Genomic DNA, 24,621 nt, shown 5'->3' with positions numbered 1-24,621 from the left:
CGCGCGTGCCGCGTTCCCGGCCACGATCGTCGAGGGTTCCGGGGTTCCGGGGTTCCGGGCCTTCGGGTCAGAGCTTGGCGATGACCTCCTCGGCGAAGCGTTCCATGGTGGCGATCTTGAGGTCGAGGCTGTCCTCGCCGTACCGGGCCTTCTCCTCGGGGGTGGCCAGCCACCAGGGGGCGGCCATGGTGGCGGTCACGCCCTTGGCGGCGAAGCGGCGGTAGGTCTCGGCGTCCGGCAGCACGGCCAGCGGGGCGACGATGTCGAACGGGCTCGTCCTACCGTTCTCGTCGAGGTGCCGGCGGAGGGTGTCGAGCACCGGGTCGAGCTGCTCCTCGGTGTAGATGCGGTTGCCCAGCCAGCCGTCGCCGAAGCGGGCGGCCCGGCGCAGCGCCGCCTCGCTGTCGCCGCCCACGTAGACGGGCACGGGCCCGGCCGGCGTGGGGGAGATCGACAGCGGCGGCAGGCCGTCCAGCTCGACGGTCTCGCCGGACCACAGGGCGCGCAGCGTGGGCAGCATCCGGTCGAGGCGGCGGCCCCGGGTGCGGAAGTCCTGGCCGGTGCCGGCGAACTCCTCCTCGCACCACCCCACCCCGACCCCGAACGACACCCGTTCCCGCGACAGCACCGCCGCCGTGGAGACCAGCTTGGCCACGGTGAACAGGTCGCGGGCCGGGGCGATGTAGACGTTCGGCGAGAAGCGCAGCGTCGTGGTCGCCGTGGCCATCGCGCCGATCGTCACCCACACGTCGGGCCAGTGCGTCTCGGCGCTCCACCGGGGCGCGCCCGACCGCGAGTACGGGTACCGCGAGGCGAAGTCGGCGTAGAACAGGTGGTCCGACAGCGTGAAGGTGTCGAACCCGCAGCGCTCGGCCGCCCGCGCGAGCTCCACGAACTGGTCGGTCGGGACGAACGACGCCCCCAGCCACATCTTCATCGGAACTCCGGCGCGACCTTGGTGGCGAACATCTCCAGGTTCCGCTTGACCGTGTCCAGCGGGAGCACGCCCTGCTGCCCCTGCATGTACAGGCCGAACCACTCCAGGTCCGGCATGCGGTCGAGCATGCGCTGGATGCCGCGCTTGACGTCGTCCGGGGTGCCGAACAGCGCCATCTCCACGTCGTTCATGCGCTTGGCGTCGCCCTTCTCGGGGGAGATCGGCTTGTGCTTCTCGTCCTCCTTCTTGCGCAGCACCTCCAGGTAGCCGAACGGGCCGAAGAAGGCGGCGAAGTCCTTGGGGATGCTGCGGCCGAAGGTGTTGATCGCCTCCTCGGTGGTGTCCGCGATGCCGACGATCTTCAGGATGCCGGTGTGCTCGCCCAGCTTGTAGTGGCGGCCCTGGCGGGCCGACTCCTCCTGGTAGAGCTTGGCCTTGGCGGCGTGGTCGTCGGGGTTGGGGGTGAACATCCACGGCAGGATGTCCTCCTGCGCGGCCCTGATCACCGACCGGTCGGAGATCGTGAACGGCTGCCACAACTCCGGGTGCGGGTTCTGGTACGGCCGGGGGCAGACCGAGATGGCCTGGATCTTGTCGTCGTCGGAGACCTCGCCGGGCGCCCCGAATGTCTTGGTCCATTCCATCGCGGGCCAGCCCTCGATACCGTCGTAGGGGTACGGCACCTCGTAGTCCAGCACGTCGGACTTGTAGCGGAGGGTCTCCTGCGTCCAGGCCATCTTCATGATCTTCAGCACCTCGCCGAAGACGTCGAAGTTCCGCGTGTCCGAGGCCGAGCCGTCGGAGCGGGCGGCGGCGGCCTGCCAGCGCTGGCCCAGGACGTTCATCCAGCGGTTCTGGTAGCCGCGGGCCACGCCGAGCCGCAGGCGGCCCTTGCTGAACTGGTCGAGCAGCGCCACGTCCTCGGCGGCCCTGATCGGGTCCCAGGCGGGCAGCACCATGCCGAGCGGCGCGAGCAGGATGCGCTCGGTCCGCGCGGCGAGGTCGGTGAGGAACATCAGCGGATTGACCGAGAACTCCATCCCCTCGGAGTGGAAGTGGTGCTCGGTCATCATCAGCGCGTCGAACCCGATCTGGTCGGCGTGGACGGCTATCTCCCGCACCTCGTGCAGCAGCCGCTGATACGACTCGGTGTCGCGTCCGATGGGACGCCGTGCCTTGGCGTTCTCCTCGGCCGCGTATCCAGAGCCTGGAATCTGCGGGTTCAGGAAGATAGAGAACTTCACCGGGAACCTCTTTCCGCGGACGTCGCCTTGCAAGCTACCCTGGAAATCTTAGCCGAGCAATCGCTTGGTTGACATGAGGAGGCCGTATGAGGCTGGGTGTCACGATGTTCGCCACGGATCTGGCCATGCCGGTCCAGGACCTCGCGGCCGCGGCCGAGGAGCGCGGGTTCGACTCGCTCTACCTGCCCGAGCACACCCACATCCCGGTCAGCCGCCGCACGCCGCCCGCCGGCGGCCGGGACGAGCTGCCCGAGGAGTACAAGCGCACCCTGGACCCGCTGGTCGCGCTCTCCTTCGCCGCCGCCGCGACCCGGCGGCTGCGCGTCGGCACCGGCATCCTGCTCGCCGCCCAGCGCGACCCCATCGTGACCGCCAAGGCCCTGGCCACGCTCGACCACCTGTCGGGCGGGCGCGTGGTGGTCGGCGTCGGGTTCGGCTGGAACGTCGAGGAGATCGAGAACCACGGCGTGCCGTACGCGCGGCGGCGCGAGGTCGCCCGGCGCAACGTGCTGGCCATGCGGGCCTTCTGGCGGGAAGAGGTGGCCGCCGTCGAAGGGCTCGAACCGTCCTGGTCGTGGCCCAAGCCCGCGCACGACCTGCCCGTCTACCTCGGCGGGGCCGCCGGGCCGAAGCTGTTCGCCCACATCGCCGAGTACGGCGACGGCTGGATGCCCATCGGCGGCAAGGGCATCAAGAACGCGCTGCCCGCGCTGCGCGAGGCGTGCGAGAAGGCAGGGCGGCCGATGGCCAGGGTGATCCCGTTCGGGACGCTGCCCACCAGGGAGAAGCTGGACTACTTCGCCGGGCTCGGCATCGAGGAGGCCGTGGCCACCCTGCCGAGCGGCCCGGCGGACGTCGTGCTGCGCGCCCTCGACGGCTACGCCGCGCTGCTGTAGGCGGTGCCATAATGACGCCCTATGTCCGAGCTCCGTGCTGATGATCCCCGCCGGCTGGGGGAGTACCGGCTGTCGCGCAGGCTCGGGCAGGGCGGCCAGGGCGTCGTCTTCCTCGGCCACTCGGCGGCCGGGGCGCAGGTCGCGATCAAGCTGCTGCACGCGAGCGTGTCCAAGGACGCCGACGTACGGCGCAGGTTCCTCGGCGAGGTCGAGGCGGTGCGCCGGGTCGCGGCCTTCTGCACCGCCCAGCTCCTCGACGCCGACCTCGACGGCGACCGGCCCTACCTGGTCAGCGAATACGTCGAAGGGCCCTCGCTGGGCGAGCACGTGGTGGCCGGTGGGCCCCGGCGCGGCGGCTCGCTCGACCGGCTGGCCATCGGCACCGCCACCGCCCTGGGGGCGATCCACCGGGCGGGGGTCGTCCACCGCGACCTGAAGCCGGGCAACGTGCTGCTCAGCCTCGACGGGCCGCGGGTGATCGACTTCGGGGTGTCCCGGCTGATGGACGCCGCCGCCACCACGACCAGGTCGCCCATCGGCACGCCGGCCTACCTGTCGCCCGAGCGCATCAGCGGGGAGCCGGCGGGGCCGCCCGCGGACATGTGGGCGTGGGGGCTGACCGTGGCGTACACGGCCGGGGGTCGGCACGCGTACATGGCGGACACGTACCAGGAGGTCCTGGCCCGGATCCTGTACGGCAAGCCGGACCTGCGCGGGTTGTCGGGGCGGCTGCGGGAGATCGTGGAGGCGTGCCTGGCCCACGACCCGCGTGACCGGCCGGACGCCGAGGAGACGCTGCGCGCGCTGCTCGGCCAGGACGGCGGAACGGGCGACGTCCTCCCCTCCGGCGCCCGAGCCGCCGTCCCCACCCCACCGCCCCCCTTCCCGCGTACCACCCCCACGACCACCCCCACCACAGCGCCCCGGCCCTCTCCGGAAGGGACGCCCGCCACAGTGCCTTGGCCCTCTCCCGAGGGAACCCGCGCCCCCTGGCCCACCCCGGAAGGGACGCCCGCCGTCGCGCCCGGGGAAGCGTCCACCTCGCCTCTTGAAGGGACGCCCGCCGTCGCGGCCGGGGGAGCGTCCGCCACTCCACCCAAGGGGACGCCCGCCGTCTCGGGGCGCAGGATCTGGCGGGTGGTTGTGGCGGTGGCCGCGGTGGTGATGGGGGTTGCCGGTTTCGTGTTCTGGTTGCGCGCGTCCCAGGGCCCCACCCTGGACGGCACCTGGACGGGGTCGGCCGAGCACCCCACGGCCGGCCGGGTCTTCCCGGTCGAGCTGCGCCTGCGCGCCGACGGCGGATCCACCATGCGCTGGGGCGCCGACCTGCACTGTTCCGGCCGGCTCGCCCCCACCAGGAGCGCCGTCGTGTTCGACCTCGGCCAGGTCAAGGGTGAGTCGTGCCACGCCGGGACGGTCCGCATCGTCCCCTCGGACGACCCCAACCGGTTCCTGGTCAAGGTGACCCGGTCCGACACCGGCGCCGTCGTGTACTCGGGCCGGCTCTCCCGGGCCTCCTGACCGGCTGTGTCACGGTCAGGCGGCGATTGCCGTGCACACTGTTGACTGTACGCCGCCCGTTGCCTTCAGTGGAGAGCAAGAAGGGGTGGCGGCGAGGGGAGGCGCCCCGTGCCGACGGCGCAGCCGCTGAGAACGGGGGACCCGCACAGACTCGGCGAGTACGAGCTCGCCGGGCGACTGGGCGAAGGCGGACAGGGCGCGGTGTTCCTCGGTTCGCGGAGCGGCGAGAGGTACGCGGTCAAGCTGCTGCACGGGCCCGTGGGGGACGAGCAGGGGGCGTTCCTGCGGGAGGTGGAGCTGGCCAAGCATGTGGCGAGGTTCTGCACGGCCCAGGTGATCGACGCCGGGTTCGACGAGGGCCGGCCGTACATCGTGAGCGAGTACGTCGACGGGCCCTCGCTGCACCGGGAGGTCTCGCTGACCGGCCCGCGGCACGGCGGCGCGCTGGAGCGGCTGGCGGTCGGCACCGCGACCGCGCTGGCCGCGATCCACCGGGCGGGCATCGTGCACCGGGACTTCAAGCCGCAGAACGTGCTGCTCGGGCCCGACGGGCCGCGGGTGATCGACTTCGGCCTGGCCAGGGCGCTGGACGCGGCGGCCACGGTGACGAACAGGGGCGTGGGCACGCCGGCGTACATGGCTCCTGAGCAGATCACCGCCTCGGCCGTGACCGGGGCGGCCGACGTCTTCTCCTGGGGCGCGACGATGTGCTTCGCGGCCAACGCGAGCGCGCCGTTCGGGCAGGACTCGGTGGCGCCGGTGCTGCACCGCATCCTGACCGCGCCGCCCGAGCTGGGCCGGCTGGACGGGCGGCTGCGGGTGCTGGTCGCCGCCTGCCTGGACAAGGACGTCAGGAACCGGCCCGCCAGCAGGGAGCTGCTGCTCGCGCTGCTCGGCGAGCCGGACTCGCCGGACCGGGGGTACGGCAACGTGCCGCTGGTCCCCGGGCAGCGTCCGCCCGTGCCGCTGGCCGAGCCCGAGGTCACCGGCGTGGCCGGCGCCTACCATCTGCGCTCGCGGACGGGCGCCGGCCCGGAACCGCTCACGTCCACCGGCCCGACGACCCCGCCGGGCCCGACGGCGCCGGTCGCGGCGACCCCGCGAGGCCCGAGAGCGCCGGACGAGATGGGCCCGCCGGACGGGCTGAGGACGCGGGCCGGGGCGGGCGCGCAGGACCACCGGGGGCGCGGGGCCGGGTGGGTGCAGGCGGTCGTGGCGGTGTGCGCGGCGCTGCTGGTGACCGCGGTGGTGCTCACCGTGATCGTGCCCGCGCTCGACGGCCACCGCTCCGGCCAGGCGTCCGTGCTGCCGTCGGCGCCGCCGAGCCCGGCGGGGTCGGCGCGTGCCTCCTCGCGGCCGGGCGGGAAGCCGGCGGAGCGGGAGCGCGTGTCCACCGTCGCGCCCGCCGTCGAGCCCACCGGTGGGCCCATCGGCGGGCCGACGGTCGGGCGGCCGGTGACCACGGTCGTGGTCCCGCCGCTGACGGGCCTGGACCGGGCCGACGCGGTCAAGGCGCTCAAGCAGGCCGGCCTGACCGTCGGCGCGGTCACCAGGACCGACTCGCCGCGGGAGATCGGCCGGGTGCTGGACAGCCGTCCGGCGGCCGGCACGGTGGTGGACCGGGGCGGCACGGTCGCGCTGGAGGTGTCGGCGGGGGTGCCGGTGCCGTCCGTCGTCGGGCGGCGGCGCAAGGCGGCCGAGGCGGCGCTCACCGCCGCCGGGCTCGCGGCGGGGACGGTCACCCGGGCCTGCTCCGACCAGCCGGACGGCCAGGTCCTCGCGACGCGGCCGGAGGCCGGCGCGCGGCTGCCGGGCGGCGGCACGGTGGCGCTCACGGTGGCCCGCCAGGGCGTCGAGGTGCCGTCCGTGGTGGGGCGGTCCCGCGCCGACGGCCGGGCCGACCTGGTCGCGGCCGGCTTCACGGTACGGTCCCGCGCCCAGGTCGTGGACGACGACGCCAAGGCGGACACCGTCCTGACCCAGAGCCTGAACCCGGGCACCTGCGCCGCGCCCGGCGACGTGGTGGTGATCACGGTCGGCGTCACCGGCCAGTCCGGCGGCCCCGGCCCCGAGGAGCCCACGCAGACCCCGACCGGCCCCGCCACCGACCCCTCGACCGGTCTGTAGCCGCCCCACCGCGCACGGAAGCGGTGGGACGGGGTCTCCAGGACGAGCAGCAGGCCGGCGTTCGCGGTCCCGTCAGAAGGCCAGCGCGGACTCCAGCATGACCGCCGTGACCTGGTCCTCGGGCAGGTCCATGGTCTTGACCACGCCCCACTGCAGGGCCCCGAGCAGCGCCCAGCACCTGACCCTGGCCTCGGGGCCCGGGTTCTCGCCGGCGAGCTTGGCGAAGATCTCGTCCCTGAACGTGCCGACGACCGCGCGCTCGGAGCCGGGCGGCTGGCTGTCGTCGGCCGCCAGGTCCTCCATGAACAGGCGGATCACCGCGCGGTGCCGCACCGCGAAGACGGCCAGGGCCTCGACGAACGCCTTGCGGTCGGGGTGGTCGGTGTCGAGCAGCGTGATCATCTCGGCCGCGGCGGGCGAGAGCAGTTCGGAGGCCAGCCGGTCCTTGGGATGGAAGTGGTAGGCGACGGCGGTCTTGGTCAGCCCGACCGCGGCGGCGATGTCGGCCAGCGAGGTGCCCGCGTAGCCGCGCTCGGCGAACAGCTCGCGCGCGGCCGCCAGGATCCGGGAGCGGGTGTCGTCGGGTGTGGTCATCGTCTCATTTCCCACGGGATCCGGAATTTCCGATGTCCTCCGTTTTATCGTAGTCCTGTACGACCGTACAGGACGGCCGTCGGGCAGAGGCGAGACGATGACGCGGTTTCTTGGTCGGCTGGGTGGCTGGTGCGCGCGGCACGGGCGGATCGTGCTGGCATTATGGGTGGCCCTGGCCGCGGGGCTGATGGGCGCGAGCCTCGCGCTCGGCAGCCCGGTCAGCAACGACGCCTCCATCCCGGGCACCGACGCGCAGCGCGCGCACGACCTGATGAAGGAGGGCTTCGGCCCCGGCTACGCCACCGGCGGAACCGTGCAGCTCCTCCTCTACACCGCGGACGGGAAGCTCACCGACGGACCGCGCAAGCAGGCCGTCGAGCGCTCGGTCGCCGCGATGCGCACGATGCCGCACGTCGTCCAGGTGGACACGCCCTACCGGATGGGCGGCATCGCCTCGAACCTGCAGATCGGTGTGATCACCGTCAAGATGCAGGGCAACGACCCCGACAAGGTGGGCGAGGACACGCAGGCGCTGTCCGACGCCGCGGCCCCGGCCAGGGACGCCGGCCTGGAAGTGGTGGCCGCCGCCGACTCCAACCCGGCGAGCAAGGAGATCAAGACCGGGCCGAGCGAGATCATCGGCGTGGTCTGCGCGCTGCTCGTGCTGGTCTTCGCGTTCGGGACGCTGGTCGCCGCGATGGTGCCGATCTTCGCCGCGCTGGTCAGCGTGGCGACCGGGCTCGGCGTGATCGGCCTGCTCGGCTACGTCGTGGACATGCCCAAGCAGGCCGGGATCATGTCCACGATGATCGGGCTCGGCGTCGGCATCGACTACGCGCTGTTCCTGCTGTCGCGCCACCGCAAGCTGCTGGCCGACGGCGTGCCGGTCGTGGAGTCCGTACGCCGGACGGTGGCCAGCTCGGGCGGGGCCGTCGTGTTCGCCGGCGGCACGGTGATCATCGCGTTGAGCGCGCTGATGCTGGCCGGGTTCCCGCTGCTGAGCACGCTCGGCTGGGTGACCGGCATCTCCGTCGTCTTCGCCGTGCTGACCTCGGTCACCCTCGTGCCCGCCCTGCTCGGGCTGCTCGGCCACCGCGTCAACGCGCTCAAGGTGCCGCTGGTGCGCGGGCGGTCGTCCACCCGCGGCGGTGGCGCCGGCTGGGCCGGGCTCGGGGCGTGGGTGGCGCGCCGGCCGTGGCGGGTGCTGATCGGCAGCGTCCTCGTGCTCGGCGCGCTGGCCGCGCCCGCGCTCGCGCTGAAGCTGGGGCCGCTGGACGAGGGGTACGCGGCCAAGGACTCGACCGGGCGGCGCGCGTACGAGCTGATGGCCACGGCCTTCGGGCCCGGCAGCAACGGCCCGCTGATCGTGGTCGCCGAGCTGCCGGAGAAGGTCTCCGGCGCCGGGGACGCCACCGTGAAGCGGATCGCCGACGAGGTCGCCCGCGTCGACGGGGTCGCCCACGTGTCCGACCCGAAGGTGAACGACTCCGGCCGCTCGGTCCTGCTCCAGGCGATCAGCGACTACGCCCCGAGCGACCCTAAGGCCGCCGAGGTGGTCAGGGAGGTCAGGGCCATCTCGATCCCGGACGTCCAGGTGCACGTCGGCGGCAAGGTGGCCGGGCTGACCGACGCCGGGGACCGCATGAACGAGCGCACCCCGCTGGTCATCGGCGTGGTCGTGCTGCTCAGCGCGCTGCTGCTGCTGTTCGCCTTCCGGGCGCCCGTCGTCGCGGTCAAGGCCGCCGTGATGAACCTGGTGTCGCTGGGCGCCGCGTTCGGCGCGCTCGCGCTGGTGTTCTCGATCGGCCTCGGCAGCGGCCTGGTCGGCATGGACGCCCCGATGGACTCCTCCTACCTCCAGACGCTGTTCTTCTCCGTGCCGATCGAGAGCTACGTGCCGCTGATGCTGTTCGCGGTGCTGTTCGGCCTGTCGATGGACTACGAGGTGTTCCTGCTGACGGCGGTGCGCCAGGCCCACGCCCGGCACGGCGACAACAGCCGGGCGGTGGCCGAGGGCCTCGGCTCGACCGGCCGGGTCATCACCTCGGCCGCCCTGATCATGGTGGCGGTGTTCGTGGCGTTCATCGCCTACCCGGACGCGATGGTCAAGACCTTCGGCGTCGGGCTGGCCGTGGCCATCGCGGTGGACGCGACCGTCATCCGCGGCTTCCTCGTGCCGGCCACGATGGTGCTGCTCGGCCGGGCGAACTGGTGGTGCCCGCGCTGGCTGGACCGGCTGCTGCCGAACCTGTCGGTCGAGGGGCACGAGGACGACGAGCCGGAGCCGCGCCGCGAGCGCGCGCAGGAGCCGGTGGGCGCCGGGCGCTGACCCCGCCGGCGGCCGGTCAGTCGGGGTCGTCGAGGTGGCAGGCCGGCACCCACCCGACGACGCCGGTGGCCGCGTCGGTGCCGTGGTGCCACAGGGTGCTGTCGAACGCGTCGTCGCAGCGGAACAGCTCGTGCTCCTCCGACCTGTCGGAGTCGAAGCCGTCGCCGGGACGGCCCACGCCGAGCTGGGCCGCGCCGCCCTTCGGCTCGCTCCAGATGACCACCTCGCGGCTGCGGAAGTCGTAACGGTAGCGGGCCTGCGCGGGGCCGGCGCCGCCCACGGTCACGACCGCGAGCAGGCCGGCCGCGACGGCTCCTCTGGCGAGCATGCGGACCTCCATCACTGTGGGCGATTATCCGCTCACAGTACGCTCCCGTGCGACCTCGTGCCCGGCACGCCGCCAGCCGATCAGGCCGCCGTCCAGCGGGCGGGCGTCGAGACCGTGCTCGCGCAGCAGGCGTACGGCCTGCGGGGAGAGCACGCAGTACGGCCCGCCGCAGTAGGCCACGACCCGGGCGTCCGCCGGCAGCTCCGCCAGGCGGCCCGCCAGGTCGTCCAGGGGCACCGAGATCGCGCCCGGCACGTGCCCCTTGGCGTAGGCGGCGGCCGGACGGACGTCGACGACCACCGTGCCGGGATCGGCCAGCCTGGCGGCCAGCTCGTCGGCCGTGACGCCGGACAGGTCGCCCAGGTGCTCCCGTACCGCCTCGCGCAGGCCGGACAGCCGGTCGTGGGCGAAATGCTGGAGGTCGCCCAGGAAACGCGAGACCTGCTCGTCGGCCAGCCGGTAGCGGATCCGCGTGCCGTCCCTGCGGCTGGTCACCAGATGGGCCGCGTGCAGGTGCTGGAGCTGGGCCGAGGTGTTCTTGAGCGGCACGCCCGCCGCCCGCGCCAGCTCATCGACCGTGCGCTCGCCCTGGTCGAGCACGTCGAGCAGGCGCAGCCGCACCGGGTTGGCCAGCGCCTTGCCGACGCGGGCCAGGTGCCGGTAGATGGGCTCTTCGGGGAAACCCGTCATCAGACCGCGTACTGGTCGTGGCGGAGCCAGAGCTCGGTCCACTCCTCGGGGGTGAGCTCGCGGCCGGTGTGGGTGATCTCGGCCAGCTCCTCGAAGTACGCCTCGCGCGGCGCGCCCGGCGTGAAGAGCACCAGCATCGAGGCCGGCTCGCCCGAGGCGTTGCGGAAGGCGTGCACGCCGCCCTCGGGCACGTGCAGGAAGTCGCCGGGGCGGCCGTCGGCCCACTTGTCGCCGTCGTAGAGCTGGACGGTGCCGGTCAGCACGTAGAACGACTCGGTGATGGTGCGGTGGAAGTGCGGGGACGCGCCGCCGGGGCGCGGGCCCATCTCCCAGCGGTACAGGCCGTAGGCGCCGTTCGTCGAGCCGCCCGTGCCCAGGTAGTGGACGCGGGTGCCGGTCGCCATCGACAGGTCGGGGCCGTTGGCCGCCGGGCGCAGGGTGGCGCTGATCTCGCCGGTCTCGGCCAGGTAGCGCTGCTCGGGGTACGACATGGGACAACCTCCACTATTCCAAAGAAAATTAGAATAGCGCCTCAGAACGTGATGACCGTGCGGGCGACCGTCCCCTGGCGGACGTGGGCGACGGCCTCGTTGATCTGGTCGAGGGGGAGGCGTTCGGTGATCAGGCCGTCGAGGTCGAGCCGGCCGCCGAGGTACTGGGCGGCCAGCATGGGCAGGTCGCGGTGCGGCGCGGCGTCGCCGCCCTGGGTGCCCATGAGGCGGCGGGAGGAGAACAGCAGGCCGGTGTCCAGCGCCATGGGGTGGCCCTGGGGCGGGCTGCCGACCATGACCGTGGTCCCGCCCGGCTGGGTGGCGGCGAAGGCCTCCGCCAGCACGCCGGGGACGCCGGTCGCGTCGAAGGCGTAGTCGACGCCGCCGCGTACCAGCGCGCTCACCTGGCGCGGCAGGTCGCCGGCGGTGAGCAGGTGGGTGGCCCCGAAGCGCTCGGCCAGCTTGAGCTTCGCCTCGGCCACGTCCGCGGCGATGATCGTGGTGGCGCCGGCGAGCACCGCGCCCTGGATGACGTTGAGCCCCACGCCGCCGCAGCCGACCACCAGGACCGAGGCGCCCGGCGGCACCTCGGCCACGTTCAGGACGGCGCCCACGCCGGTGATCACGCCGCAGGCCAGCAGGCACATGGCGGCGAAGGGCGCGTCCTTGGCGATCCTGACGCACATGGCCTCGGTGACCACCGCGTACTCGGCGAACGAGCCGATGCCGATGAAGCGGCGGGTCTGCAGGCCGTCGAGGGTGACCCTGGGCGGGCCGCCCATGATGGTCGGCAGCCGCTGCGGGCCCGAGCACAGGTGGAAGCGGCCGGCGCCGCACTGGCGGCAGCGCCCGCAGGGGCCGCTCATGGCGATGATGACGTGGTCGTCCGGCTTGACGGAGGTGACGCCCGCGCCGACGCTCTCCACCACGCCCGCGCTCTCGTGCCCCAGGATGAACGGCGGCGCGCTCACCACCGGGCTCTTGCCGTCGATGGCCTTGAGGTCGGAGCCGCACACGCCCGAGGCCATGATCCGGACGCGCACCTCGCCGGGGCCGGGGTCGTCGATCTCGACGTCGCGGATCTCCATCGGGGCGTGGAACCCGGTCAGCACGGCCGCGCGCATCAGCATGCGCCCACGCTAGCCCGGCGCGCCGCCTGCGAGCAAGCGGTTGCTCGGTCAGCCGTTGACACCCCTTCCCGGCAAATCTACGCTCAGCGAAACCAAGCGAGCGCTAGGCCGAGTCGCGAGGAGAACAACATGGTACGGCGGGGCGCGGCGGCGCTCACCCTCACGCTGCTCGTCGCCGGCTGCGCGGCCCAGCAGACGGGTGCGGCCCAGTCGGGCGCGGGAGTGACGGACACCACCATCAAGATCGGCGGCGTGCTGACCAAGACCAGCGCGAGCGGCTACTCGACCAGGGACGCCGAGATCGGGGCGAAGGCCAGGTTCGCCCGCGCCAACGCCGAGGGCGGCGTGCACGGCCGGAAGATCGACTTCATCGGCGCCGAGGACGACGCCCAGGACGCGGCCAAGGGCGACGCGGCGGCCAAGAAGCTCGTCCAGAAGGACCAGGTGTTCGCCCTGGTCCCGGTGCACGCCCCGAACTTCGGCGGCGCGGCCTTCCTCGAACAGCAGGGCGTCCCCTGGTTCGGCTGGGCCACCGGGCCGCAGTGGTGCGGCACCAGGACCGGGTTCGGCTACAACGGCTGCCTGGCCCCCAAGCAGGGCGCCGGCTCCCAGACGTGGTGGGGCAGGCAGATGGCCGACCTGCTCGGCGGCGCCGCCGGCAAGAGCGTCTACGTGCAGACCAGCGACTCCAGCGGCAGCAAGTACGGCGGCACGACCATCTCCCAGTCGTTCACCGCGGCCGGGTTCGAGCTGGCCGGCGTGAACTCCGGCCTGCCGGCCGCCGCCCCGCCCCCCGACTGGCTCCCGTACGTCAACAAGATCATGACGTCGGACGGCGGCAAGGCGCCCGACGTCGTCGTCTCGGTGATCGCCGGCACCAAGTTCAACGTCGGGCTCTACGCGGCGCTCAAACGGGCCGGGTACAAGGGCGTGCTCACCGACGCCACCAGCTACGACCTGGCCATCCTCAAGGACCCGGCCGGCGCGCAGGCGCTCGAAGGCGTGATCGCCGCGCCCATGTTCGAGCCGTTCGAGTCACCGGCGCCCGAGATCGCCCAGCTCAAGAAGGACGTCGAGCAGGTCGCCCCCGGCACCGCGCTCACCCAGCACCTGGCGATCGGCTACTGGGCCGCCGACATCTTCCTCGACGTCCTCAAGCGCACCGGCAAGGACCTGACCAGGGAGAAGTTCCTGGCCACCGCCAACGGCGACTACCTCTACGAGAACCCCGGGTTCGGCCGCATCCGCTACCCGAGGGACCACAGCGAGCCCAACGGCTGCGGCGCCCTGGTCAGGCTGGAGGGCGGGGCCTTCCAGGTGGCCAGGAGGATGGCCTGCTTCGACAACGTGCCGCTGAAATGATCCTCCAGTACGTGCTCAGCGGCCTGGTCACCGGGGCCGTCTTCGCGATCATGGGCTCCGGCCTGACCCTGTCGTACGCGGCGACCGGGGTGTTCAACTTCGCCCACGGCGCCGTCGGCTTCCTGGCCGCCCTGGTGTTCTACGAGCTCACCGCCGCCGCCGGGCTGCCCGCCTGGCTGTCGGCGGTGGTGGCGGCCGGGCTGTTCGCGCCCGCGCTCGGCTACCTGCTGCACCGGGCCATGTTCCGCGGGCTCGCCCAGGCGGGGGAGACCGCGCAGATCGTCGCCACCATCGGGCTCACGATCGCGCTGCCCGCGCTCGGCCTGCTGGCCGTGGAGCTGGCCGGGCTGCCCGCCACGGACGCCACCTCGCTGCCGCGCGGCGTCGGCCCCCATCCGGCCCTGACGTTCGACCCGCTCGGGGTGCGGCTGGACACCGACCAGCTCATCACCTTCGCCTTCTCGGCCGTCGCGGCGGCGGGGTTGTGGGCGTTCCTGCGGCACACGCCGTACGGGCTGCGCATGCGCGCCTCCGTGGACCGCCGCCGCCTGGCCACGCTCCGGGGCATCGACGCGGACGCCACCTCGGCGCTGGCCTGGATGCTCGGCTCGGGGCTCGCCGGGCTGGCCGGGGTGCTGGCGGCGCCGGTGCTCGGGCTGGACGCGACGGCGTACACGGTGCTGCTGTTCGCCTCGGCGACGGCGGCGGTGTTCGGGCGGCTGCGCTCGATCCCCTGGACGTTCGCGGCCGGGCTCGCGCTCGGCGTCGTGCAGAACCTGGTCGCCGGGTACACCGACTTCCTGGAGGAGGTCACCGGGCTGCGCACGGCCGTGCCGGTGATCCTGCTGTTCGCCGGGCTGCTGCTGCTGAACCGGTCGCGGGAGCGGGTGGCGGGCAGCGCCGCCGAGGACGTCCCGCCGCCCGACCACCTGGCCGGGGTGCCGGCCTGGCGCAGGCGGCTGCCGTGGGCGGCGGGCCTGGCCGCGCTGGCGGCCTTCGCCCTGCTCGGGCCGGAGTACTACGTGGGCGTCGCGGCCCAGGGGCTGGTGCTGGCGCTGATCTTCTGCTCGTTCGTGGTGGTGACCGGGATCGGCGGCATGGTGAACCTGGCGCAGGCCGCCTTCGCCGCCATGGCAGCGCTGACCTGCGGGTGGGCGTTCGCCTCCGGGCTGCCGTTCGTCGTGGCGATCCTGCTGGGGGTGGCCGCCGCGGGGGCCGTCGGGCTGCTGGTGGCGCTGCCCGCGCTGCGGCTGGGCGGGCGGGTGCTGACGCTGGCCACGCTGGCCCTGGCGCTGCTGGCCGACCAGGTGCTGTTCCAGGTGGACGCCTTCAGCAACGGGACCATCGGATGGGCGCTGCCGGCGCTCGGGCTCGGCTTCGCCGACACCTCCGACCCGCGGGTGCGGGTGGCCGTGCTGCTGGCGCTGATCGGGCTGGTGGCGCTGCTGGTGCGCAACCTGGAGCGGTCGGCGTCGGGGCGGGCCGTCCTCGCCGTACGGTCGGCGCCCGCGGCGGCCGTCACCTCCGGGCTGTCCGCGCCGCGCGCCAAGATCGTGCTGTTCGTGCTGGCGTCGGGCATCGCCGGGCTCGGCGGGGTGCTGTTCGCGATCTCCAAGGGGTCGGTCACGGCCACCGACCTGCCGGCGTTCGCCGGGTTCGTCTGGCTGGCCGTGGTGGTGCTGCAGGGCGTGCGCAGGATCGGCGGGGCGGTGCTCGGCGGGCTGGTCGCGGTGGCCGTGCCCGAACTGCTGGCGACCTGGGACGTGTCCGCGCACGTGGGGTCGATCCTGTTCGGCGCGGGCGGCATGATCCTGGCCCGGCATCCGGACGGCGTGCTCACCCAGCTGGCCGAGGCCCGTGCCCGCCGCCGTGCCCGCCACCGTGCCCGCCGCCTCCCCGGCGCTTCTCCCGCCACGCCTTCCGCGGCTGCGGCCGAGGTGGTCGCCGGCGTCGTGCCCCGCCGGGCCGCGACCGGCGGCGGGCCCGGCGGGCCGCTGTTCGTGCTGGAGGACGTCGTGGCGGGCTACGCCGACTGCACCGTGCTGCGCGGGGTGCGGCTGGAGGTGCGGCCCGGCGAGGTGGTGGCGCTGCTCGGCGCGAACGGCGCGGGCAAGTCGACCACGTGCGCCGTCGCCGCCGGGGACCTGCCGGTGACCGGCGGCCGGATCCTGCTCGACGGCGTGGACGTCACCGCCTGGCCGGCGCACCGGCGGGCGCGCGCCGGCGTCCTGCTGGCCCCCGAAGGGCGGGGCGTCTTCCCCGGGCTCACCGTGGAGGAGAACCTGCGCACCTGGCTGGACGATCCGGGGCCGGTCTACCGGCGCCTGCCGCAGCTCGCGGCCCGCCGTACGGTGGCCGCCGGCGCGCTGTCGGGCGGCGAGCAGCAGCTCCTCACGCTGGCCCCGGCCCTGGTGCGCCCGCCGCGGGTGCTGATCGCCGACGAGCCGTCGCTCGGCCTGGCCCCGCTCGTGGTGCGCCAGGTGTTCGACGTCTTCGCCGAGCTGCGCGACCGGGGCGTGGCGCTGCTGCTGGTCGAGGAGAAGGCGACCGAGGCGCTGGCCGTCGCCGACCGGGTCGCGTTCATGCGGCTGGGCGCCGTCACCTGGACGGGCCCCCGCTCGGAGGTGGACGGCGACCGGCTGACCGCCGCCTACCTGGGGGTGAGGTGAATGCTCGCGGTGCAGGACGTGTCCGTGGCCTTCGGCGGCGTCAGGGCACTCGACGGCGTGTCGTTCGAGGCCGGGACCGGCCAGGTCTGCGGCGTGATCGGGCCGAACGGCGCGGGCAAGACCACGCTGTTCGACGTGGTGTCCGGGCTGCGCAGGCCGGTCGCGGGCCGGGTCGAGCTGGACGGACGCGACCTGACCGGGGTGTCCGCGCTCCGGCGGGCCAGGGCCGGCGTGCGCAGGACGTTCCAGCGCACGCAGGTGTTCGGCCGGCTCACCGTGGCCCAGAACGTGCTGGCCGCGCTCGACTGGCACGGCGGTGGCGGCGGGTTGGCCGCCGACCTGGCCGGGTGGCCGGGACGGCGGCGGATCGAGCGCGAGCGCGGCGCGCGTGTGGCCGAGGTGCTCGACCTGTGCGGGCTCACCCCGCTGCGCGACGCGTACGCCGCCGCGCTGCCGGTCGGGCAGCGCCGGATGGTCGAGCTGGCCCGCGCGCTGGCGGACCGTCCGCGGCTCCTGCTGCTGGACGAGCCCACCTCCGGCCTGGACGCCGCCCAGACCGCCCGGCTCGGCGAGGTCGTCAGGGCCCTGGACACCACCGTGCTGCTGGTCGAGCACGACATGGGCTTCGTCATGGAGATCTGCGACCGGATCGTCGTCCTGGACCTGGGCAGGGTCATCGCCGCCGGGACGCCGGCGCGGGTCAGGGACGATCCGGTGGTGCGGGCCGCGTACCTAGGCTGAGTGCCGTTCGGTGAAGGACAGGATGCGGCGCCAGGCGTCCTGGCAGATGTCCTCCCACTCCTTGAACGAGCGGTCGAAGAAGGAGTGGGGTGCGCCCTCGTAGACGTGGGTCTCGTGCGCGGTGCCCACCCGGTCCAGTGCCGCGGTGTAGGCGTCGAACTCCTCCGGGCTCGACACCTTGTCGGCGCCGCCCCTGAGCAGCAGCAGCGGCGCGCCGGGGCCGGTCTTCGGCTCGTCGATGAAGCGCAGCGCGCCGTAGAAGCCGATGCTCCCGGCCAGGCCGTTGCCCTCCGCGCCCTGACGCCACGACAGGGCGCCGCCCATGCAGAAGCCGACCGTGAACACCGGGCCGCCGGCGGCCAGCTCGGCGGTCGCCGCCGCCGCGTCGGCCTGCACCTGGTCGAGCTCGAGCCGGTCGACGTGGGGCATGTAGTCGAAGTCGTCGCCCCGGTCGTCGGTCCCGGCGGTGCGGCCGAAGTAGTCGATCGCGATCGTGCGGAACCCGGCCTCGGCGAAGCGCACCGCGAGGTCGCGGTAGAACGGGTGCAGGCCGCGCACGTCCGGCATGATCACCACGCCGCGGCCGTTCGGCTCGGCCGGGTCGGCCCGGTAGGCCATGAAACGGGTGCCGTCGGCGGAGGTCAGGGTGATCTGCTCGTGCGCTGCCACCTCGCCCCGGATCGGCGGGGCGGGCGGCCGGCTGTCGGTGGAATGACACATGTGCCCAGCATGCCCAAGGTGATCGCCCCTCATCCACCTTCGCCCTCAGTACGGCGGCGCCGCCCGGAACGCCGCCAGCAGGTGGGCCCGCACCCGCCCCACGGCCGGCCTGGCCGGCGCCCCCGACCGTACGGCCAGGTAGCCGGTGTTGATCGGCGGCTCCGCCGGCTCGGCCAGCACGACCAGCGTGCCCTCGGCCAGGTCACGCCGGCACAGGTACACGGGCAGGACGGACACGCCCATGCCGGCCCGCACCGCGCTCAGCACGCCGCGCAGGTCCGGGATGACGACCTGCGCGGCCATCGACGGCCGCCGCCCGAAGACGGCCCGCCAGTAGCGGCGCACGATGGGCAGGTCCTCGGCGTAGGCCACCACGGGGACCGCGGCCAGCTCCTTGGGCCCGACCCGGCCGGGCGGCAGCGCGCGGGCCACGGACGGCGCCGCCACCAGGACGAACTCCTCGTCGTAGACCGGGTCCGCCTGGACACCGCGCACCCGGGGCCGGATCGTGGACAGCACCAGGTCGAGCCGTCCGGCCGCGAGGTCGGCCAGCAGGTCGTCGGCCAGGCCGAGGGTGGTGCGCAGCCGCAGCCCGTCGCGTACGAGCGGGGCGAGCATCGGCATGACCTCCTCGCACAGGAACTCGGCCGGGCCGCCCAGGTGCACGGCCTCGTCCGAGGGCAGCTCCGAGCCGGCCACCTCCTCCAGCGCGTCGAGGGCGGGGGCGACCCGGCGGGCCAGCTCGTCGGCGGCGGGGGTGGGCGCGACGCCGCGCGGCAGCCGGTTGAACAGCGGCCGGTCGAGCGTCGCCTCCAGCGTCTTGACCTGGGCGGTCACCGCGGGCTGTGAGAGGCCGAGCGTCTGCGCGGCGGCGGTGATGGAGCCGGTCCTGTGGACGGCGAGGAAGGTCCGCAGCAGGTCCAGCGAGAGAGGGGACATATCAGTATTCTGATGCCACAACCGATGTTTCGCTATTTGCTGCTGATGGGGCTTCCCAGCCATGCTCGAACGCATGAGCAAGCGCATCCTGATCGTGTTGACCAGCCACGACGACCTCGGCGGCGTGGAGCGTACCGGATACTACGTCCCCGAGGCGGCCCATCCCTGGCAGATCTTCACCAAGGCCGGCTACGAGGTGGACGTCGCCAGCATCGCCGGCGGCCGGCCGCCGCGCGACGGCCACGACCCGGACGACCCGGCGCAGGCCGCCTTCCTCGCCACCGGCCTGGACGACGACACCGCCATGCTCTCCGGCGTGGACGCCTCGGCCTACGACGCCGTCCTGTACGCCGGCGGCCACGGCACCATGTGGGACTTCCCCGCCGACCCCGACGTGGCTCGGGTCGGCCGCGAGATCTACGAGCGCGGCGGCGTGGTCGCGGCGGTCTGCCACGGCCCGGCCGCGCTGGTCGGCCTGACCCTGTCCGACGGCTCCCACCTGGTGGACGGGCGGCGGGTGGCCGCCTTCACCAACAGCGAGGAGACCGTGCGCGGCGTGGCGGGGGTGGTGCCGTTCCTGCTGGCCGACGCGCTGACCGAGCGCGGCGCCCGGCACGAGCCCGCCCCCGACTGGCAGCCGCAGGTCGTCGTGGACGGCCGGCTGGTCACCGGCCAGAACCCGGCCAGCGCCGCGCCCCTGGCCGAACAGGTCGTCGCCCTGCTGGGCTGACCCCGATCGACCTCGACTGAGGTCGCCGGACGGCGGGTGTCGCGCGCGCAACGGCAGCCGGATGGCGGTTGCCGCACCCTCGCGCGGGGTCCGACCATCGAGGGGTACGGCAAGCCCCCTCCGTGGAAGGAAGTCCTCATGGCGTTCCACCCCAACCTCGATCCCGACCTGCGTGCCGCCCTGGAGAGCGCGCCGTTCCCGGCGTTCGACGTGACGGCGCTCGACGCCGAGGAGCTGGCCGGGCACCGGGCCCAGATCCACGCGATGCTGGCCGCCACGCCGCCCGCCGAGACCGAGGTGCGGATCGAGGACCGTCATGTTCCCGGCCCCGACGGCGAACCGGACATCCGGGTCCGCGTCTACCGCCCCGCGCAGGACGGCGCCGGCCGGCCCGGCCTCTACTGGATCCACGGCGGCGGCATGATCGTCGGCATACCGGAGGTGGACGAGGCCACGATGATCGACTACGTCGAGCGGCTCGGCGTCGTCGTGGTCTCCGTCGACTACCGCCTGGCGCCCGAGCACCCGCACCCCGCGCCGGTCGAGGACTGCTACGCGGGGCTGGTGTGGACCGCCAAGAACGCCGAAGAGCTGGGCATCGACCCGGCCAGGCTGGCCGTCGGCGGGGCCAGCGCGGGTGGGGGGCTGGCCGCCGGGACCGTGCTGCTCGCCCGTGACCGGGGCGGGCCCGAGGTGGTCCTCCAGCTGCTGGTCTGCCCGATGCTCGACGACCGCAACACCACCCCGTCGAGCCTGGAGTTCACCGAGGCCGTGGTCTGGGACCGGGCCGCGAACCTCTACGGCTGGTCCGCCCTGCTCGGCGACCGGGCGGGCGGGCCGGACGTCCCGCCGTACGCGGCGCCGGCGCGGGCCGAGGACCTGTCGGGGCTGCCGCCCGCGTTCGTCGACGTGGGCGAGCTGGAGGTGTTCAGGGACGAGGACATCGACTACGCCCAGCGGCTCGCGCGGGCCGGGGTGTCCACCGAGTTCCACCTCTACCCGGGGGCGTTCCACGGGTTCGACGTCATGGTGCCGGACACCCCGCTGAGCAGGCGGGCGCGGGAGACCCGGCTGGCCGCGCTCAGGCGGGCGTACCGCCTGTAGCGGTGGGGGTGTTCGCCAGGAGGCGCAGCAGGGCCAGGGCGAGGTGGGCGCGCAGGCGTCCGGCCGGGTCGGCGAGGGAGAAGCCCAGCACCGACTCCGCCCGCGTGATGCGGCCCGCCATCGAGCTGTGGTGCAGGTGCAGCCCGGTGGCGGCGGCGCGGACCGATCCGGCCGAGCACAGCGCGCGCACCGCGAGCAGGTGGTCCTCGCCCAGCCGCGCCATCACCCGCACGTCGGCCAGCTCCGCGACGGCCGGGCCGGGCAGGTCGGCGAACAGCGCGAGCGCGCCGAGCTCGGTCCAGCGCACCACCCGGTCGTGCGGGCCGGTGAAGCGCAGCGCCGTGCGGGCCTTGGCCCACGACTCGGCGGCGTGCGACCCGGGCAGCTCGGGGCCGATGCCCACGCGGGCGCCCTCGGGCAGCTCGCCCTCGACGGTGGTGGCCACCAGCACGGCCTGGGTGTCGCCGATCCGCGCCGTACGGACGCGGTGCCCCATCGCCCGCAACCCGGCCGCGAGCGGGTCGTGGGGGAAGCAGGCGTCGTGGTCTGGAGCGGGTCGGTGGGCAGGGCGAACGCCATGGCCTGGAGTGGGGTGGAGGGGACGAAGCCGAGCAGCCGCAGCGCCCGTGCCCGTTCCGCCTCGCCGGTCTCGGCCGACAGCACCAGCTCGACCAGCGCCGGGTCCTGGCCCTCGCGGGCCTGCGCGGCGGCGCGTTCCAAGGTCAGCTCGGCGGCGGCGGCGAACCGTTCGAGCACGATGTCGTCGAGGCCGTGGGGGACGCCCTCGCGTTCCATCCACACGCTGCCCAGGCCGCCGCTCAGCTCCCTGGCCCGCGCCCCCTCACCGGCCTTCTTCCCGGCCCCTGGCGTCTCCGCGTCGGCGGCCCGGCCGTCCGGGCCCGTCCGGAGGCGCCGGCCGCCGGTGGCGTCGTGCAGGCCGACCGGACATCGCGCCAGCCGCGCGGTGGCCGCGAGCAGCACGGGCACGGTCACGTGGTCGCGCACCAGCGAGTCGAAGTAGGCGATGACCCGCACCGCGCTCTCGGCGTCGGTGTCGAGCGTGGACAGCCGGAGCAGAAGACCCTGCACGACGTCCAGACTAGGCCGACGGGCGGCGGCCTGGCCAGTAGACCAAGCGTGCGCTAGTTTGGTTGCGTGGATCTCGACTTCTCCCCGGCCGAGCTGGACTTCCGCGCCGAGGTTCGCGACTGGCTGGCCGCCCACGTGCCCGAGCGGCTCCCGCCGATGGACACCGACGAAGGCTTCCGGGCCCACCGCGCCTGGGAGGCGCTGCTGGCCGGCGAGCGGCTGTCGGTCGTCTCCTGGCCCCGCGAGTACGGCGGCCGGGCCGCGTCCCTGATCGAATGGCTGATCTTCGAGGAGGAGTACTGGGCCGCCGGCGCCCCCGCCAGGGTCAGCCAGAACGGCATCTTCCTCCTGGCCCCCAGCCTCATGCGGTTCGGCACCCCCGAGCAGCGGCGGCGCTGGCTGCCCCGGATGGCGACCGCCGAGGACGTGTGGGCGCAGGCCTGGTCCGAGCCCGAGGCCGGCAGCGACCTCGCCGCGCTCACCGCCCGCGCCGAACGCACCGACGGCGGCTGGCTCCTGTACGGCCACAAGACCTGGAGCTCCCGAGCCGCCCACGCCTCCCACGGCTTCGGCCTCTTCCGCACCTCCGGCGCGCGGCACAAGGGCCTGACGTACTTCCTGTTCCCCCTGGACGAGGTCGCCGTCCGGCCGATCGCCCAGCTCGACGGCCTGCCCGGGTTCGCCGAGCTGCACTTCGACGGGGTGTTCGCGCCCGACTCCATGGTGCTCGGCGAGCCCGGCGACGGCTGGCGGATCGCGATGTCCACCACCTCCTCCGAACGCGGCCTGACCCTGCGCAGCCCCGGCCGCTTCCTCGCCACCGCCGACCGCCTCCTCGACCTGGCCCGGGACGCCGACCCCGCCCTCGCCGACCGGGCCGCGCGCTGCTGGACGGCGGCCGAGGCGTACCGGCTGCACACCTTCGCCACCGCCCGCCGGATCATGGCCGGGGCCGAGATCGGGGCGGCGGCCAGCATGGGCAAGGTGTTCTGGTCGGAGCTGGACCTGCGCATGCACGAGCTGGCCATGGAACTGCTCGGCGACCGCGCCGGCGGGACGGCCTGGCTGGACGGCTTCCTGTTCTCGCTGGCCGGGCCGATCTACGCGGGCACCAACGAGATCCAGCGCAACATCATCGCCGAGCGTGTCCTGGGCCTGCCCCGATGACCCCTCTGGAGTCGCCCTCATGCACTTCGCCTTCACCGACGAGCAACTCGCCCTGGGGGCGACCGTACGCGACGTGCTGCGGGCGCACTGCCCGCCCGGCGCGCTGCGGACCGAACGCCGTCCGGCCTGGGACCGGCTCGCCGAGCTGGGGTTCTTCGGGCTGCTCCTGCCGCCCGAGCTCGACGGGCTCGGGCTCGGGCTGACCGACGTGCTGCCCGCCGTCGAGGAGACCGGGCGGGCCTGCCTGCCGGGGCCGGTGGTCGAGACGGCGGTGGCGGCGGCGTTCCTGACGCCCGGGTTGTCCAAGCTGGCCGCGGGCGGGGTGTGCGTCGGGGTGCTGCTGCCGGGGGAGGCGTACATGGCCGACGCCGATCTCGCCGACGTGCTGGTCGTGGCGCGGGCGGGGGAGGGGGTGCGGGTGCTGCCGGGGCACGAGGCGCGGCTCACCGCCGTGCCGGGGGTGGATCCGTGCCGGCCGATGTTCGACGTCGCCTTCGATGCGCCGGGACATGATGATCCCGGCGCGGACCGGGTGGCGCTCGCGGCGCGGGCCGTCGCGGTGGCGACGGCCGCCCAGCTGGTCGGGGTCGCGCGGGAGCTGCTCGCGGTCTCGGTGTCGTACGCGGGGGTCAGGAGGCAGTTCGGCGCGGCGATCGGGTCCTTCCAGGCCGTCCGGCACCGGCTCGCCGACGTGGCGGTCGCCGTCGAGTTCGCCGCGCCGCTGGTGCACCGCGCGGCGCTGTCCGTGGACCGGGGCGCGCCCACGGCCGGACGGGACGCGAGCGCCGCCAAGGCCGCGGCGGGCGAGGCGGCGACGCTGGCCGCCCGGGTCGCCCTGCAGACCCACGGCGCGATCGGCTACACCGAGGAGCTGGACCTGCGGTTCTGGCTCGCGCGGGCCTGGTCGCTGTCGGCCGCGCACGGCACCACCGCCGCCCACCGCCGACACGTCCGCGCCTGCCTGCGCACCCGCGACCTGCGGAGGTACCCGTGAAGTACGGCGTGCCGCTGGGGCTGCTGCACCCGGACGCCTGGAAGGACGTGGCCGTGGCCGCCGACGAGCTGGGGTTCGAGTCGGTGTGGCTGCCCGAGCACCTGGTGTTCGCCACCGACCTGTCGCTCGCGGTCTACCCGGGCACCGAGGACCCCGGCATCAGGCCGACGACCCCGCTGTTCGACGCCCCGGCCTACCTGTGCTGGCTGGCCGGGCTCACCACCCGCGTCCGGCTCGGCACCGCCGTGCACCTGCTGGCCCTGCGCCACCCGTTCGTCTCGGCCCGCGCCTTCGCCACCCTGGACGTGGTGTCGGACGGACGGGCGATCTGCGGCGTGGGCGCGGGCTGGTACCGCGGGGAGTGGGCGGCGGCCGGGCTGCCCTTCGAGACCCGCGGCGCCCGCCTGGACGAGGTCATCGAGGTCGTCCGGCGGCTCTGGACCGAGCCCGTGGTCGCCCATTCCGGACGGTTCTACCGGTTCCCCGAGGTCGCCTTCGAGCCCAAGCCCGTGCAGGGGCGGCTGCCGGTGCTGGCCGGCGGGGAGTCGGCGGCGGCGCTGCGCCGGGCGTCCCGGCTGTGCGACGGGTGGATCAGCATGCCGCACACGATCGAGTCCATCAGGCCGCAGGTGGCGCGGCTGGGGGCGGGGGTGCCGGTCACGGCGCACGCGTACGCGCTGGGCTCTCCCGGGGAGGTGGCCGCCTGGGCGGAGCTGGGGGTGGAACGGCTGATCGTCCGGCCGTGGACGCGCAGCCGGGACGCGGTCACCCGCCTGGCCGCCTTCGCCGCCGAGTACGACGTGGCCTGACCCCGCCCGG

Annotated in this window: 23 protein-coding genes; 13 read left to right on the top strand and 10 right to left on the bottom strand. The window is 74.2% G+C overall.

Annotated features, from left to right (window positions below):
* Positions 1–67: 67 nt before the first annotated feature.
* Together ACNF49_RS47955 and ACNF49_RS47950 are read right to left on the bottom strand one after the other, a co-directional pair.
* Positions 68–937: a TIGR03619 family F420-dependent LLM class oxidoreductase gene (locus ACNF49_RS47955; protein ID WP_482941877.1), complete on the bottom strand. Its 870-nt coding sequence runs from the start codon at positions 935–937 to the stop codon at positions 68–70.
* A complete protein-coding gene (locus ACNF49_RS47950; RefSeq protein ID WP_357984073.1) occupies positions 934–2,181 on the bottom strand; it encodes an LLM class flavin-dependent oxidoreductase in 1,248 nt (415 codons plus the stop codon). Before ACNF49_RS47950 ends, ACNF49_RS47955 begins: the two co-directional genes overlap by 4 nt.
* Positions 2,182–2,267: 86 nt before the next feature.
* Between ACNF49_RS47950 and ACNF49_RS47945 the strand changes: the two genes are divergently transcribed.
* The 3 genes from ACNF49_RS47945 to ACNF49_RS47935 all read left to right on the top strand — a co-directional run bounded on the left by ACNF49_RS47945 (position 2,268) and on the right by ACNF49_RS47935 (position 6,725).
* Positions 2,268–3,077: a TIGR03619 family F420-dependent LLM class oxidoreductase gene (locus ACNF49_RS47945; protein WP_482941876.1), complete on the top strand. Its 810-nt coding sequence runs from the start codon at positions 2,268–2,270 to the stop codon at positions 3,075–3,077.
* Positions 3,078–3,098: 21 nt separating this feature from the next.
* Positions 3,099–4,598, top strand: coding sequence for a serine/threonine-protein kinase (locus ACNF49_RS47940; RefSeq protein WP_482941875.1), 1,500 nt, complete (start codon positions 3,099–3,101; stop codon positions 4,596–4,598).
* 108 nt (positions 4,599–4,706) lie between these two features.
* A complete protein-coding gene (locus ACNF49_RS47935) occupies positions 4,707–6,725 on the top strand; it encodes a serine/threonine-protein kinase (protein ID WP_482941874.1) in 2,019 nt (672 codons plus the stop codon).
* 72 nt (positions 6,726–6,797) lie between these two features.
* Here ACNF49_RS47935 and ACNF49_RS47930 read toward each other — a convergent pair whose 3' ends face one another.
* The gene (locus tag ACNF49_RS47930) at positions 6,798–7,319 is read right to left on the bottom strand and encodes a TetR/AcrR family transcriptional regulator (protein WP_358000453.1); all 522 of its coding nucleotides are present in this window, start codon (positions 7,317–7,319) and stop codon (positions 6,798–6,800) included.
* Between the two features lie 97 nt (positions 7,320–7,416).
* On the opposite strand from ACNF49_RS47930, the gene ACNF49_RS47925 reads away from it, so the two are divergent.
* On the top strand, positions 7,417–9,648 hold the full coding sequence (locus tag ACNF49_RS47925; RefSeq protein ID WP_498703577.1) for an MMPL family transporter: 2,232 nt from the start codon (positions 7,417–7,419) through the stop codon (positions 9,646–9,648).
* A gap of 16 nt (positions 9,649–9,664) precedes the next feature.
* Here ACNF49_RS47925 and ACNF49_RS47920 read toward each other — a convergent pair whose 3' ends face one another.
* The 4 genes from ACNF49_RS47920 to ACNF49_RS47905 are packed head-to-tail and all read right to left on the bottom strand — an operon-like array spanning position 9,665 to position 12,287.
* Positions 9,665–9,976: a hypothetical protein gene (locus tag ACNF49_RS47920; protein ID WP_352319407.1), complete on the bottom strand. Its 312-nt coding sequence runs from the start codon at positions 9,974–9,976 to the stop codon at positions 9,665–9,667.
* Between the two features lie 24 nt (positions 9,977–10,000).
* Positions 10,001–10,666: an ArsR/SmtB family transcription factor gene (locus ACNF49_RS47915; RefSeq protein WP_482941872.1), complete on the bottom strand. Its 666-nt coding sequence runs from the start codon at positions 10,664–10,666 to the stop codon at positions 10,001–10,003.
* On the bottom strand, positions 10,666–11,157 hold the full coding sequence (locus ACNF49_RS47910; RefSeq protein WP_357984052.1) for a cupin domain-containing protein: 492 nt from the start codon (positions 11,155–11,157) through the stop codon (positions 10,666–10,668). Before ACNF49_RS47910 ends, ACNF49_RS47915 begins: the two co-directional genes overlap by 1 nt.
* A 41-nt stretch (positions 11,158–11,198) precedes the next feature.
* Entirely contained in the window at positions 11,199–12,287 is a 1,089-nt protein-coding gene (locus tag ACNF49_RS47905; RefSeq protein ID WP_482941871.1) for an alcohol dehydrogenase catalytic domain-containing protein, read from the bottom strand.
* A gap of 129 nt (positions 12,288–12,416) precedes the next feature.
* Between ACNF49_RS47905 and ACNF49_RS47900 the strand changes: the two genes are divergently transcribed.
* From ACNF49_RS47900 to ACNF49_RS47890, 3 genes are read left to right on the top strand one after another with little or no spacing between them, the layout of a single operon-like run.
* A complete protein-coding gene (locus ACNF49_RS47900; protein WP_482941870.1) occupies positions 12,417–13,649 on the top strand; it encodes an ABC transporter substrate-binding protein in 1,233 nt (410 codons plus the stop codon).
* Positions 13,646–16,318, top strand: a complete 2,673-nt coding sequence (locus ACNF49_RS47895) for an ABC transporter permease subunit (RefSeq protein ID WP_482941869.1) — start codon at positions 13,646–13,648, stop codon at positions 16,316–16,318. The genes ACNF49_RS47900 and ACNF49_RS47895 overlap by 4 nt, the downstream gene beginning before the upstream one ends.
* Positions 16,319–17,059, top strand: coding sequence for an ABC transporter ATP-binding protein (locus ACNF49_RS47890; protein WP_357984041.1), 741 nt, complete (start codon positions 16,319–16,321; stop codon positions 17,057–17,059).
* Here the strand turns inward: ACNF49_RS47890 and ACNF49_RS47885 are convergent.
* Both ACNF49_RS47885 and ACNF49_RS47880 read right to left on the bottom strand, forming a co-directional pair.
* On the bottom strand, positions 17,051–17,779 hold the full coding sequence (locus tag ACNF49_RS47885) for a dienelactone hydrolase family protein (protein WP_357984038.1): 729 nt from the start codon (positions 17,777–17,779) through the stop codon (positions 17,051–17,053). The genes ACNF49_RS47890 and ACNF49_RS47885 overlap by 9 nt on opposite strands.
* A 45-nt stretch (positions 17,780–17,824) precedes the next feature.
* Positions 17,825–18,718, bottom strand: a complete 894-nt coding sequence (locus ACNF49_RS47880; RefSeq protein ID WP_482941868.1) for a LysR family transcriptional regulator — start codon at positions 18,716–18,718, stop codon at positions 17,825–17,827.
* A 73-nt stretch (positions 18,719–18,791) separates the two neighbouring features.
* On the opposite strand from ACNF49_RS47880, the gene ACNF49_RS47875 reads away from it, so the two are divergent.
* Positions 18,792–19,448, top strand: coding sequence for a type 1 glutamine amidotransferase domain-containing protein (locus ACNF49_RS47875; RefSeq protein WP_482941867.1), 657 nt, complete (start codon positions 18,792–18,794; stop codon positions 19,446–19,448).
* Between the two features lie 138 nt (positions 19,449–19,586).
* Positions 19,587–20,552 (top strand): alpha/beta hydrolase, encoded by a 966-nt coding sequence (locus ACNF49_RS47870; RefSeq protein WP_482941866.1) that lies wholly within the window; start codon positions 19,587–19,589, stop codon positions 20,550–20,552.
* Here the strand turns inward: ACNF49_RS47870 and ACNF49_RS47865 are convergent.
* A complete protein-coding gene (locus ACNF49_RS47865; RefSeq protein WP_482941865.1) occupies positions 20,530–21,048 on the bottom strand; it encodes a helix-turn-helix domain-containing protein in 519 nt (172 codons plus the stop codon). The genes ACNF49_RS47870 and ACNF49_RS47865 overlap by 23 nt on opposite strands.
* 27 nt (positions 21,049–21,075) lie before the next feature.
* Here ACNF49_RS47865 and ACNF49_RS47860 point away from each other — a divergent pair, with 27 nt between their 5' ends.
* From ACNF49_RS47860 to ACNF49_RS47845, 4 genes are all read left to right on the top strand, one after another.
* Positions 21,076–21,573, top strand: a complete 498-nt coding sequence (locus ACNF49_RS47860) for a hypothetical protein (RefSeq protein ID WP_482941864.1) — start codon at positions 21,076–21,078, stop codon at positions 21,571–21,573.
* 134 nt (positions 21,574–21,707) lie between these two features.
* Positions 21,708–22,808: an acyl-CoA dehydrogenase family protein gene (locus tag ACNF49_RS47855; RefSeq protein WP_357984021.1), complete on the top strand. Its 1,101-nt coding sequence runs from the start codon at positions 21,708–21,710 to the stop codon at positions 22,806–22,808.
* Between the two features lie 19 nt (positions 22,809–22,827).
* Positions 22,828–23,802 carry an acyl-CoA dehydrogenase family protein gene (locus ACNF49_RS47850; RefSeq protein ID WP_482941863.1) on the top strand — a complete coding sequence of 325 codons (975 nt, stop codon included), beginning with the start codon at positions 22,828–22,830 and terminating at the stop codon, positions 23,800–23,802.
* A complete protein-coding gene (locus ACNF49_RS47845; protein ID WP_357984015.1) occupies positions 23,799–24,611 on the top strand; it encodes a TIGR03619 family F420-dependent LLM class oxidoreductase in 813 nt (270 codons plus the stop codon). Before ACNF49_RS47850 ends, ACNF49_RS47845 begins: the two co-directional genes overlap by 4 nt.
* Positions 24,612–24,621: the final 10 nt, after the last annotated feature.

This window comes from Actinomadura sp. ATCC 39365 (assembly GCF_054392275.1).
This window is presented reverse-complemented; position numbering and strand designations above follow the sequence as displayed.

Excerpts from the sequence above, each read along its gene's own strand:
- ACNF49_RS47915 (WP_482941872.1), bottom strand. The coding sequence starts at position 10,666 with ATGACGGGTTTCCCCGAAGAGCCCATCTACCGGCACCTGGCCCGCGTC.
- ACNF49_RS47940 (WP_482941875.1), top strand. The coding sequence starts at position 3,099 with ATGTCCGAGCTCCGTGCTGATGATCCCCGCCGGCTGGGGGAGTACCGG.
- ACNF49_RS47870 (WP_482941866.1), top strand. The coding sequence starts at position 19,587 with ATGGCGTTCCACCCCAACCTCGATCCCGACCTGCGTGCCGCCCTGGAG.
- ACNF49_RS47930 (WP_358000453.1), bottom strand. The coding sequence starts at position 7,319 with ATGACCACACCCGACGACACCCGCTCCCGGATCCTGGCGGCCGCGCGC.
- ACNF49_RS47895 (WP_482941869.1), top strand. The coding sequence starts at position 13,646 with ATGATCCTCCAGTACGTGCTCAGCGGCCTGGTCACCGGGGCCGTCTTC.
- ACNF49_RS47905 (WP_482941871.1), bottom strand. The coding sequence starts at position 12,287 with ATGCTGATGCGCGCGGCCGTGCTGACCGGGTTCCACGCCCCGATGGAG.
- ACNF49_RS47920 (WP_352319407.1), bottom strand. The coding sequence starts at position 9,976 with ATGCTCGCCAGAGGAGCCGTCGCGGCCGGCCTGCTCGCGGTCGTGACC.
- ACNF49_RS47880 (WP_482941868.1), bottom strand. The coding sequence starts at position 18,718 with ATGTCCCCTCTCTCGCTGGACCTGCTGCGGACCTTCCTCGCCGTCCAC.
- ACNF49_RS47850 (WP_482941863.1), top strand. The coding sequence starts at position 22,828 with ATGCACTTCGCCTTCACCGACGAGCAACTCGCCCTGGGGGCGACCGTA.
- ACNF49_RS47925 (WP_498703577.1), top strand. The coding sequence starts at position 7,417 with ATGACGCGGTTTCTTGGTCGGCTGGGTGGCTGGTGCGCGCGGCACGGG.
- ACNF49_RS47945 (WP_482941876.1), top strand. The coding sequence starts at position 2,268 with ATGAGGCTGGGTGTCACGATGTTCGCCACGGATCTGGCCATGCCGGTC.
- ACNF49_RS47865 (WP_482941865.1), bottom strand. The coding sequence starts at position 21,048 with ATGGGGCACCGCGTCCGTACGGCGCGGATCGGCGACACCCAGGCCGTG.
- ACNF49_RS47955 (WP_482941877.1), bottom strand. The coding sequence starts at position 937 with ATGAAGATGTGGCTGGGGGCGTCGTTCGTCCCGACCGACCAGTTCGTG.
- ACNF49_RS47890 (WP_357984041.1), top strand. The coding sequence starts at position 16,319 with ATGCTCGCGGTGCAGGACGTGTCCGTGGCCTTCGGCGGCGTCAGGGCA.
- ACNF49_RS47885 (WP_357984038.1), bottom strand. The coding sequence starts at position 17,779 with ATGTGTCATTCCACCGACAGCCGGCCGCCCGCCCCGCCGATCCGGGGC.
- ACNF49_RS47875 (WP_482941867.1), top strand. The coding sequence starts at position 18,792 with ATGAGCAAGCGCATCCTGATCGTGTTGACCAGCCACGACGACCTCGGC.
- ACNF49_RS47900 (WP_482941870.1), top strand. The coding sequence starts at position 12,417 with ATGGTACGGCGGGGCGCGGCGGCGCTCACCCTCACGCTGCTCGTCGCC.
- ACNF49_RS47910 (WP_357984052.1), bottom strand. The coding sequence starts at position 11,157 with ATGTCGTACCCCGAGCAGCGCTACCTGGCCGAGACCGGCGAGATCAGC.